We start from the raw sequence: 11089 nt of genomic DNA, 5'->3' as shown, positions 1-11089 counted from the left end.
TCCGTGGCGGCGAAGCCCAGCAGCGTCAGGACGAACAGCTTGCCCTTCCAGAAGGAGAGCAGCCGCTCCAGCATGGCGATGGAGCCCTCGCCGTGCGGGCTCTCCTCCGCCACGCGGCGGTACACCGGGAGGGCACCCGCCAGGGTGACGACGACGAGGACCAGGGTGGCGACCGGCGAGAGCAGACCGGCCGCGAGGGCGGCGATGCCGGGCTGGTAGCCGAGGGTGGAGAAGTAGTCGACACCGGTCAGGCACATCACCCGGTACCAGCGCTGACCCCTGTGCGGGGGTTCCGGCTCGGCGTGCGGGCCGGTGTGGCCGCCGGCCTTGCCCATGTCGGACAGGCCCTCCAGCATCCATGTCCGCAGGCGGCTGGTACTGGGAGGGTGTTCGGTCGTGGCCATCGGCGTGCTCTCCTGATGTGCGGCTCAGCGTGGGGTTCCGGCCATCACGCGGACGGCGGCACCAGCGTAAGCAAGGAGTGACGCATGGGCGCACGTGTATGTCCTCCTAACGCGTCAAGACCGCGTTAAGGCCGAGCGCGTCGCGTGCCGCGCGCCTTAGGACCGGACACCCAGCGTCATGTCGTACGCATCCGCCCTGCCCTCCTTCCGTGTACCACGCGTGCGTCGGGCCCAGCGGGCGGAGATCGCCTTGGGCGCCGTACTGGGCCTGATGCTGATCGGCCTGCCGGTGCTGATCGGGCGCTTCCACCTCCAGCCGGTGGCGGGCGTCACGGTGCTGGCGCAGCTCGCGGATGCCTCGCTGGGCCACAACTGGGCTTTCTACGTCATCCAGTTCGCGACGATGATCCTGCTGGCGCTGTCGGCAAACACGTTCTTCGGCGGGCTGCCGGTGCTGCTGAAGCTGCTGGCACGTGACAACTATCTGCCGCATGTGTTCGCGTTGAAGGCTTACCGCCAGGTCCACCGGCACGGCGTGCTGGCCCTCGCCGTCGTCTCGGCCGCGCTCTTGGTCTTCTCCGGCGGGGACACCAACACCCTGGTGCCGATGTTCGCGATCGGTGTCTTCGTCGGCTTCACGATCGCCCAGGTGGGCATGGTCCGGCACTGGCGCCAGGAGCGGGGCCGTGGCCGGCGCGGGAAGGCGCTGCTGAACGGCTTCGGCGCTGCTCACCGGTGTCTCGGCGGTCGTCGTCACGGCGAGCAAGTTCGCGGAGGGGGCCTGGCTGATCGTGGTGGCGCTGCCGCTGCTGATCGCCGCCTTCGTCGCCGTCCACCGTGCCTACGACCGCATCGCCGAGCGACTCGGCCTGGGCCGCGTCCCCGAGCCCCCGCACCGCGACCGCTCCCTGGTGATCGTCGCGGTGTCCTCGCTGTCCCGGCTCACCTCCGAGGCACTGACGGCGGCCGCCTCCCTCGGCGACGAGGTCCGTGCCGTCACCGTCGGCTACCCGGACCCGGAGGACCGCGCCCAACTGCACGCCCTGGAGCGAGCCTGGGCCGCGTGGGACCCCGGGGTGCCCCTGGTGCGGCTGTCCTGCGAGAGGCGCAGCCTGGGCCGTCCGATCGCCGCGTACGTCCGTGAGGTGGCCGCCGCCGAGCCCGGTACCCGGGTCACGGTGCTGATCCCGGAGGCGGAGCCGGAGCGGCTGTGGCAGCGGCTGCTGCAGAACCAGCGGGGTGCGGTGGTCGCGCACGCCGTGCGGCGGGAGACGGACGCGGTGATCTGCCGGCTCCGCTTCCGGCTGCGCTGAGGAGAAACGCTCTATTACTGGCCGGTAGGGATCGGTGGCCGTAAGAGTCCCGTCAAAGCCGTGGGCGAGGCCGTAAGGGTGCCGTCAACGAGTGTCCAGATCCGGCCAGGGAGGGGGTTTCCTCTAACCGTCCTTGTTCCACCCCCGAACCTCTTCAGGAGTTCACGATGGCCGACCTGGCCTTCGTCGTCACCGTGCTCGCGGGCTTCGCGCTGGTGGCTCTCGTCGCCCGGGGGGTGACGAAGCTGTGACCGTCGAGAACGTCGTCGGCCTGGTCGTGGCCGTCGCTCTGCTGGGCTATCTCGTCCTCGCCCTGATCTTCCCGGAGAGGTTCTGAAGCCAGACATGAGTCCAGAAGTCGCAGGCTTCCTCCAGTTGCTCGCCCTCATAGGCGCGCTGGCGCTCGCCTACATCCCCCTTGGCAACTACATGGCCAAGGTCTACTCCTCGAAGAAGCACCTGCGGGTGGAGAAGTGGATCTACCGGGCCATCGGTGCCAACCCGGACGCCGAGATGACCTGGCCCGCCTACCTGCGCGGTGTGCTGGCCTTCTCCGCCGTCAGCGTCCTCTTCCTGTACCTGCTGCAGCGGCTCCAGGGCGTGCTGCCCGGCTCGATGCACTTCGCCTCGGTCAACCCGGCGCAGTCGTTCAACACGGCCGTGTCGTTCGTGACGAACACGAACTGGCAGTCGTACTACGGCGAGCAGACCATGGGTCACGTCGTGCAGACCGCCGGGCTGGCCGTGCAGAACTTCGTCTCCGCCGCGGTGGGTATCGCGGTCGCGGTGGCGCTGGTGCGGGGTTTCGCGCGCTCGCGCACCGGTGAACTGGGGAACTTCTGGAGCGACCTGGTGCGCGGCACGCTGCGGATCCTGGTGCCGGGTGCTGCGATCGCCGCGGTGATCCTGGTCTCCTGCGGTGCGATCCAGAACTTCTCCGGCATTCATGAGGTCGGTCAGTTCATGGGCGGTTCGCAGCAGTGGAACGGCGGTGCGGTCGCCTCGCAGGAGGCCATCAAGGAGTTCGGCACCAACGGTGGCGGCTACTTCAACGCCAACTCCGCCCACCCCTTCGAGAACCCGACCCCGTTCACGAACCTCTTCGAGATCTTCCTGCTCCTGGTGATTCCGTTCTCGCTGACCCGCACGTTCGGTGTGATGGTCGGCAACGTGAAGCAGGGGTACGCGATCCTCGCCACGATGTTCACCATCTGGCTGGGCTTCACCGTCCTGATGATGTGGACCGAGTTCGCCCACCACGGTCCGGCGCTGCAGGCCGCGGGCGGTGCGATGGAGGGCAAGGAGGTCCGCTTCGGCGTCGGCGGCTCGTCGATCTTCGCGGTGGCGACGACGCTGACCTCGACCGGTGCGGTGGACTCCTTCCACTCCTCTTTCACCGGGCTCGGCGGCGGCATCACCATGCTGAGCATGATGCTGGGCGAGATCACGCCCGGCGGTACCGGCTCCGGCCTCTACGGCATCCTGATCATGGCGGTCATCGCGGTGTTCATCGCCGGTCTCATGGTCGGCCGTACGCCCGAGTACCTGGGCAAGAAGATCGGCGGCCGCGAGATGAAGCTCGCCGCCTGCTACATCCTGATCACCCCCGCCCTGGTGCTGGTGTTCACGGCCGCCTCGATGGCGCTGCCGACGCCGCCGCACTCGATGCTCAACTCGGGCGCGCACGGGTTCTCCGAGGTGCTGTACGCGTTCACCTCGGCGTCGAACAACAACGGTTCGGCCTTCGCCGGTCTGAACGCGAACACCGACTGGTTCAACACCATGACCGGGCTCGCGATGCTGCTGGGCCGCTTCCTGCCGATGGTGTTCGTGCTGGCGCTGGCCGGCTCGCTCGCCGAGCAGCAGCCCGTCCCGGTCACCGCCGGCACCCTGCGCACCGAGAAGCCGCTGTTCACCGGCCTGCTGGTGGGCGCGATCCTGATCATCACCGGTCTGACCTACTTCCCGGCCCTGGCGCTGGGCCCGCTGGCCGAGGGGCTGGCGTCATGACGACCGACATCCAGAAGCACGAGGACTCCATGTCCACTCCCACCCTTGCGCCCCACCAGGACGCGCCGACCGGGCACAAGCCCGCCGAGGGCCGTGTCGGAGCGGGCCTCTTCGACCCCAAGCAGCTCGTCAGGTCCCTGCCGGAGGCCTGCCGCAAGCTCGACCCGCGGGTGATGGTCAAGTCGCCCGTGATGTTCGTGGTGTGGATCGGCTCGGTGCTCACCACGGTCTTCTCCTTCCAGCACCCGGGCGACTGGTTCGGCTGGACCATCAGTGCCTGGTTGTGGCTGACGGTGATCTTCGCCAACCTGGCGGAGGCGGTCGCCGAGGGCCGCGGCAAGGCGCAGGCGGACACCCTGCGCAAGGCCAAGACCGACACCGTGGCCCGCCGGCTGCTCGCGGACGGCTCCGAGGAGCAGGTCCCCGGCACCGCGCTGACCATCGGCGACCTGGTGGTCTGCGAGACCGGCGACGTCATTCCCGGTGACGGCGACGTCGTCGAGGGCGTCGCCTCGGTGGACGAGTCGGCGATCACGGGCGAGTCCGCCCCGGTGATCCGGGAGTCCGGCGGTGACCGTTGCGCCGTCACGGGCGGCACGAAGGTGCTGTCCGACCGGATCGTCATCAAGATCACGACGAAGCCCGGCGAGACCTTCATCGACCGGATGATCAACCTGGTCGAGGGCGCCGCCCGGCAGAAGACGCCCAACGAGATCGCGCTGAACATCCTGCTCGCCTCGCTGACCATCGTCTTCCTGCTGGCCTGCGCCACGCTGCCGCCGTTCGCGAACTACGCGGGCACGCACCTGACCATGGTCGTGCTGGTGGCCCTGCTGGTCTGTCTGATCCCGACCACGATCGGCGCCCTGCTGTCCGCGATCGGCATCGCGGGCATGGACCGGCTGGTGCAGCGCAATGTGCTCGCCATGTCCGGGCGTGCGGTCGAGGCCGCCGGTGACGTCTCCACCCTGCTGCTGGACAAGACCGGCACCATCACCCTCGGCAACCGGCAGGCCGCCGAGTTCGTGCCGGTCAGGGGCACCACCGAGGCCGAGGTCGCGGACGCGGCTCAGCTGTCCTCGCTGGCCGACGAGACACCCGAGGGCCGCTCGATCGTCGTCCTCGCCAAGGAGAAGTACGGGCTGCGCGAGCGCCACCAGGGCGAACTGGCCGGCGCCGAGTGGATCGAGTTCACCGCCCAGACCCGTATGTCGGGTGTGGACGTCGACGGCCGGAAGATCCGCAAGGGCGCCACCGCCTCGGTGATCGCCTGGGTCGAGGCGCAGGGCGGCACGGTCGCCGAGGACGCGGACGGCATGGCCAACGGGATCTCCGAGGCGGGCGGCACCCCGCTGCTGGTCGCCGTGCACGACGACAAGGGCGCCCGGGTGCTGGGTGTCATCCACCTCAAGGACGTCGTCAAGGACGGTATGCGGGAGCGGTTCGAGGAGCTGCGCCGCATGGGCATCAAGACCGTCATGATCACGGGTGACAACCCGCTGACCGCGAAGGCGATCGCCGAGGAGGCGGGCGTCGACGACTTCCTCGCGGAGGCCACCCCCGAGGACAAGATGGCCCTGATCAAGCGGGAGCAGGCCGGCGGCAAGCTGGTCGCGATGACCGGCGACGGCACCAACGACGCGCCCGCGCTCGCCCAGGCGGACGTCGGCGTGGCGATGAACACCGGTACGTCGGCCGCCAAGGAGGCCGGCAACATGGTCGACCTCGACTCCAACCCGACCAAGCTGATCGAGATCGTGGAGATCGGCAAGCAGCTGCTGATCACGCGCGGTGCGCTGACGACGTTCTCCATCGCCAACGACGTCGCGAAGTACTTCGCGATCATCCCGGCGCTGTTCGCGGCGGTCTACCCGGGCCTGGACAAGCTGAACATCATGCACTTGTCCTCGCCGAACTCCGCGATCCTGTCGGCCGTCGTCTTCAACGCGCTGATCATCGTCGCGCTGGTGCCGCTGTCCCTGAAGGGCGTGCGGTACCGGCCGATGAGCGCCGACAAGATGCTGCGGCGCAACCTCGGGATCTACGGCATCGGCGGACTGATCGCCCCCTTCATCGGCATCAAGATCATCGACATGCTCATCTCCCTCATCCCCGGAATCGGCTGATCGCCATGAACAACTCCGTTACGAACACCGTCCGGTTGCTCGGGGCGGGCCTCAGGGCCCTCCTCGTGCTGACCCTGGTGACGGGCGTCATCTACCCGCTGGCCGTGACCGGCATCGCCCAGGCACTGTTCAGCAACAAGGCGAACGGCTCCGAGATCAAGGCGGACGGCAAGGTCGTCGGCTCGTCCCTGATCGGGCAGTCGTACAACCTGCCGCTGACGAAGGGCCGGCAGACGCCGGACGCGGACCTGAAGTGGTTCCAGCCCCGCCCGGCGAACGGCCTCGGCACGAACAGCGTCAACACCCGGTACAAGCTGATCCTTTCCGGTGCCACCAACCTGTCCGCCGACAGCAAGGTGCTGATCAAGCAGGTGCAGGACGCCAAGGCCGCCGTCGTGAAGGACAACTCCGTTCCCGGCTACACGGTCAAGCCGTCGGAGGTACCCGCGGACGCGGTGACCTCCTCCGGCTCGGGCCTGGACCCGGCCATCTCCCCGGCCTACGCCGAACTCCAGGTCCACCGCGTAGCCGCGAAGAACAACCTGCCGCTCGCACAGGTGGAGAAGCTGGTCAAGGAGCACACCGAGGGCCGCACCCTGGGCTTCATGGGCGAGCCCCGGGTGAACGTCCTGGAGCTCAACATCGCGCTCAAGGACCTTGTGGCGAAGCACTGATGGGATTACGCGACACACGCGGGAGTTGGCGGCAGGGAGGCATCCTGGTTCCGCCAACTCCCGTGGCCATGACGTCGGTTGCCTCGTGTCCGGCGCCCTTCGGCCCGACGTACGAGAGGAAAGGCACACACCCATGACCCGGGTGCTCGTGGTGGAGGACGACCCGCAGCTCGTACGGGCCCTCGTCATCAACCTGCAGGCACGGCACTACGGCGTGGACGCCGCCCCCGACGGCGCCACGGCCCTGCGGCTCGCCGCCGCGCGTCAGCCCGATGCGGTGCTGCTGGACCTCGGCCTGCCCGACATGGACGGTGTCGACATCATCAAGGGCCTGCGGGGCTGGAGCCGCGTGCCGATCCTGGTCCTGTCCGCCCGCCAGGCGTCCGACGAGAAGGTGGCCGCGCTCGACGCCGGCGCAGACGACTACGTCACCAAGCCGTTCAGCATGGACGAGCTGCTCGCCCGGCTGCGGGCCGCTGTCCGCCGCACCGAGGACACACCGCTGGTCCCCTCGGCGGCGCTGGTCGAGACGGAGCACTTCACCCTGGATCTGCTGGCCAAGAAGGCCGTACGGGACGGGCGGGACGTACGGCTGACCCCGACCGAGTGGCATCTGCTGGAGATACTGGTGACCAATCCCGGTCGGCTGATCACACAGAGGCAGCTGCTCCAGGAGGTGTGGGGCGTCTCGCAGAGCAACAAGTCCAACTACCTGCGGGTCTACATGGCGCAGTTGCGCAGGAAGCTGGAGACGGACCCCTCCCACCCCCGCTATCTGATCACCGAGCCCGGCATGGGCTATCGCTTCGAAGGATGACATGGCACGCGGCAAGCTCCGGATCTACCTCGGCGCGGCACCCGGCGTCGGCAAGACCTACGCGATGCTGTCGGAGGCACACCGACGTATCGAGCGGGGCACCGACTGCGTGGTCGCCTTCGTCGAACACCATCACAGGCCGCGTACCGAGGTGATGCTGCACGGCCTGGAGCAGGTGCCGCGCAGACAGCTGGAGTACCGAGGCGCCACGTTCGGCGAGATGGACGTCGACGCCGTCCTGCGGCGTGCTCCGGCCGTCGCCCTGGTGGACGAACTTGCCCACTCGAACGTCCCCGGCTCGCGCAACGCCAAGCGCTGGCAGGACGTCGAGGAACTGCTCGTTGCGGGGATCGACGTGATCTCGACCGTCAACATCCAGCACCTGGAGTCGCTCGGCGACGTGGTCGAGTCGATCACGGGGGTGCGGCAGCGCGAGACCGTCCCCGACGAGGTCGTACGACGGGCCGACCAGATCGAGCTGGTCGACATGTCCCCCGAGGCCCTGCGCCGCCGTATGGCGCACGGGAACGTCTACAAACCGGACAAGGTCGATGCGGCCCTGTCCAACTACTTCCGGCCCGGCAACCTGACCGCCCTGCGCGAGCTGGCGCTGCTGTGGGTGGCGGACCGGGTCGACGAGTATCTGAACGAGTACCGCAGCGAGCACCGTGTCTCCAAGATCTGGGGCTCCCGTGAGCGGATCGTGGTCGGGCTGACCGGCGGTCCCGAGGGGCGCACCCTGATCCGGCGCGCCGCGCGCCTCGCGGAGAAGGGCGCGGGCGGCGAGGTGCTGGCCGTCTACATATCCCGCAGCGACGGCCTCACTGCGGCCTCCCCGAAGGAACTGGCCGTACAGCGCACGTTGGTCGAGGACCTCGGTGGCACCTTCCACCACGTGGTCGGCGACGACATAGCGGCCGCCCTGCTCGACTTCGCCCGCGGCGTCAACGCCACCCAGATCGTGCTGGGCGTCTCGCGCCGCCGCAGCTGGCAGTACGTCTTCGGGCCCGGGGTCGGCGCCACGGTGGCCGTGGAGTCCGGTCCGGACCTCGACGTGCACCTCATCACGCACGACGAGGCGGGCAAGGGCCGTGGACTGCCGGTGGCGCGCGGCGCCCGCCTCGGACGCTCCCGGGTCCTCTGGGGCTGGGCCGTCGGCGTGCTCGGCCCCGCCGTGCTCACCTGGCTCCTCACCAGTGCCGTGCCGGACGTCGGCCTCGCCAACGACATGCTGCTGTACCTGACGCTGACGGTGGCAGCGGCCCTGCTGGGCGGCCTCTTCCCCGCGCTGGCCTCCGCGGTGGTCGGCTCCCTGCTGCTCAACTGGTACTTCACCCCGCCCGTCCACACCCTGACGATCGCCGACCCGAAGAACATCGTCGCCATGACGATCTTCGTCGGGGTCGCCGTGTCCGTGGCCTCGGTGGTGGACCTCGCCGCCCGCCGTACCCATCAAGCCGCCCGGCTGCGCGCCGAGTCGGAGATCCTCTCCTTCCTCGCGGGCAACGTCCTGCGCGGTGAGACCACCCTGGAGGCGCTGCTGGAACGGGTCCGGGAAACCTTCGGCATGGAGTCGGTGGCCTTGCTGGAGCGGACCGGTGAGACGGAACCCTGGACCTGCGCCGGCAGTGTGGGACCGCAGCCCGCCGCGGTGCCGGAGGACGCGGACGTCGACGTACCGGTCGGCGACCACATGGTCCTCTCCCTGCGCGGCCGCGTCCTGCCCGCCGCCGACCGCCGCGTGCTGGCCGCGTTCGCCGCGCAGGCCGCCGTCGTCCTGGACCGCCAGCGCCTGCAGCGCGAGGCCGACCGGGCCAAGGAACTGGCCGAGGGCAACCGCATCCGCACCGCTCTGCTGGCCGCCGTCAGCCACGACCTGCGCACCCCGCTCGCAGGCATCAAGGCCGCGGTGACCTCGCTCAGGTCGGACGACGTCGAGTGGTCCGAACAGGACCGGGCGGAGCTCCTGCAGGCCATCGAGGAGGGTGCCGACCGGCTCGACCACCTGGTCGGGAACCTCCTGGACATGTCCCGCCTGCAGACCGGCACCGTCACCCCCATCATCCGCGAGAGCGACCTCGACGAGGTCGTGCCCATGGCGCTCGGCGGGGTGCCCGAGGACAGCGTGGACCTGGACATCCCCGAGACCCTGCCCATGGTGTGGGTCGACCGGGGCCTGCTGGAGCGGGCCGTCGCCAACGTCGTCGAGAACGCCGTCAAATACAGTCCGCCGGGGGAGAGGGTGCTGGTGTCCGCGAGCGCCTTGGCCGACCGGGTCGAACTGCGAGTCGTGGACCGCGGGCCCGGTGTTCCGGACGAGGCCAAGGACCGTATCTTCGAGCCCTTCCAGCGGTACGGCGACTCGCCGCGCGGTGTCGGCGTCGGCCTCGGACTCGCGGTCGCCCGCGGCTTCGCCGAGGCCGTGGGCGGCACCCTGCGCGCCGAGGACACGCCCGGCGGCGGCCTCACCATGGTGCTCTCCGTACCGACGGACCCGGCACGGCGTCCGGAGCAGCCGGACCTGCCGGCGACCGCTGCCCGCTGAGGAGATCAGGCGGCGGGTGGCACGGTCTCGAACTCCCGCTGCAGGCGCCCCGTGTCCAGCGGCAGCCGCGAGGCGTGCCGCCGGTGCACAGCTGCCAGCGCTGCCTGCAGCGGTGACGGCGGAACCGCGAGAGCGGAGCACGTGGCGCGGGCGAGACAGTAGCGGCTGACCGACGGCCACAGCGCACGGTGCAGTCGGCCACGCCCGCCTGCGCCGACCACGAGGATGTCGTCCTCCCGGCCGGCTGTCCGCACCAGAGCCGGCCCGGGGGCGCCTCGTACGACGAGCGCCTGCCCGGGCACCCCGGTGTCCGTGCTGCCGAACACGTCGCACAGCGCCCGGAGCAACCGCTCCCGCGCCAGCCGGTCCCACTCCTCGACCATGACGGCCGCATCCGGGAACCTCCGGGCGGCAGGATCCCCGCCGGGCGGCTCCCAGGCCAGCACCGGCCAGAGCATCCGCCCCTCGGCACCAGGCCTCGTCGGCCGCCCGGCTCAAGGCGGTGAGACTGCGAGGCGAACCGCTCACTCCCACCACGAAACGAGTGGCTGAGGACGGACGGGACTCGGACATCGCTTTCATCGTTATGCACGCGCCGGCAGCGGCTTCCGGGCCGACGATTCTTCTCGGAACCGCTTCCATCTCACCTCTGCCCGAGGCTTGGAACAGTCCGTACGCCAGTTCTTGGCACCCTTCTGACGTCTCTTTCCACGCCCTCTCGCCAGGGCGTCAGCGTCCCGTCAAGGTCGCCCCGATCACCATCAGCGTCCCGTCAGGGCACGTCCGGAACCTGGGAACACCGGGCATACCGTCGAGGGCGAGCCCCGGTCCGCCTCCCCGCGTCCGGGGCACCCAGATCCCACGCTCCTTGCCTGTCGGGAGGCCCCCATGGCAGAACTCCGCTACGGCGAAGACCCCGAGCCCTCCGATCCGTCCCCGGCCGGACCCCGGTACGTCCCGGTCCGGCCGGGCACCTCCGGTTGTGCGGCCCGGCTCTTCCGCATTCCGCTCGGTGACCGCACTGCAAAAACGCAGGCAGGGAGCGAATTGGGGAGTGCTGAATGCGCGTCGTGATCCATTCAAGTCCAAGATCTGGCGTTTGTGTGTTTCCGCAGGTCAGCGCCCTGATTGTCGCTCGGCGGGAGGCCTCGCAACGCGGGAGCGGCGCAGACGGCGGCCCACCGGATACCCGCCCGACTG

At 69.6% G+C, this 11089-nt stretch carries 7 protein-coding genes and 3 pseudogenes; 8 read left to right on the top strand and 2 right to left on the bottom strand.

Going from position 1 to position 11089, the window contains the following annotated elements; translation table 11 throughout:
- A pseudogene (locus ACZ5NH_RS31935) lies at window positions 1–404 on the bottom strand (amino acid transporter); the annotation flags it as partial.
- A gap of 187 nt (window positions 405–591) precedes the next feature.
- On the opposite strand from ACZ5NH_RS31935, the pseudogene ACZ5NH_RS31930 reads away from it, so the two are divergent.
- The 7 genes and pseudogenes from ACZ5NH_RS31930 to ACZ5NH_RS31900 form a co-directional block, all read left to right on the top strand.
- Window positions 592–1717, top strand: a pseudogene (locus tag ACZ5NH_RS31930) (amino acid permease); the annotation flags it as partial.
- A 247-nt stretch (window positions 1718–1964) separates the two neighbouring features.
- Window positions 1965–2054 (top strand): K(+)-transporting ATPase subunit F, encoded by a 90-nt coding sequence (gene kdpF, locus ACZ5NH_RS31925; protein WP_037770757.1) that lies wholly within the window; start codon window positions 1965–1967, stop codon window positions 2052–2054.
- Window positions 2055–2062: 8 nt separating this feature from the next.
- On the top strand, window positions 2063–3727 hold the full coding sequence (gene kdpA / locus ACZ5NH_RS31920) for a potassium-transporting ATPase subunit KdpA (RefSeq protein WP_468780144.1): 1665 nt from the start codon (window positions 2063–2065) through the stop codon (window positions 3725–3727).
- A complete protein-coding gene (gene kdpB / locus ACZ5NH_RS31915; RefSeq protein WP_468780142.1) occupies window positions 3724–5853 on the top strand; it encodes a potassium-transporting ATPase subunit KdpB in 2130 nt (709 codons plus the stop codon). Before kdpA ends, kdpB begins: the two co-directional genes overlap by 4 nt.
- A gap of 5 nt (window positions 5854–5858) precedes the next feature.
- A complete protein-coding gene (locus tag ACZ5NH_RS31910; protein ID WP_468780141.1) occupies window positions 5859–6527 on the top strand; it encodes a potassium-transporting ATPase subunit C in 669 nt (222 codons plus the stop codon).
- A 133-nt stretch (window positions 6528–6660) separates the two neighbouring features.
- On the top strand, window positions 6661–7344 hold the full coding sequence (locus ACZ5NH_RS31905) for a response regulator (protein WP_468780140.1): 684 nt from the start codon (window positions 6661–6663) through the stop codon (window positions 7342–7344).
- 1 nt (window position 7345) lies between these two features.
- Window positions 7346–9889, top strand: a complete 2544-nt coding sequence (locus ACZ5NH_RS31900; protein WP_468780138.1) for a DUF4118 domain-containing protein — start codon at window positions 7346–7348, stop codon at window positions 9887–9889.
- A 5-nt stretch (window positions 9890–9894) separates the two neighbouring features.
- Here ACZ5NH_RS31900 and ACZ5NH_RS31895 read toward each other — a convergent pair whose 3' ends face one another.
- Window positions 9895–10347, bottom strand: coding sequence for a universal stress protein (locus tag ACZ5NH_RS31895; RefSeq protein WP_468780136.1), 453 nt, complete (start codon window positions 10345–10347; stop codon window positions 9895–9897).
- A gap of 430 nt (window positions 10348–10777) precedes the next feature.
- Between ACZ5NH_RS31895 and ACZ5NH_RS31890 the strand changes: the two are divergent.
- Window positions 10778–10915: pseudogene (locus ACZ5NH_RS31890) on the top strand (SAV_915 family protein); the annotation flags it as partial.
- Window positions 10916–11089: the final 174 nt, after the last annotated feature.

The organism is Streptomyces sp. NPDC031426 (assembly GCF_055581585.1).
The sequence above is the reverse complement of the archived record's forward strand: the minus strand, read 5'-3'. Positions and strand labels throughout refer to the sequence as shown.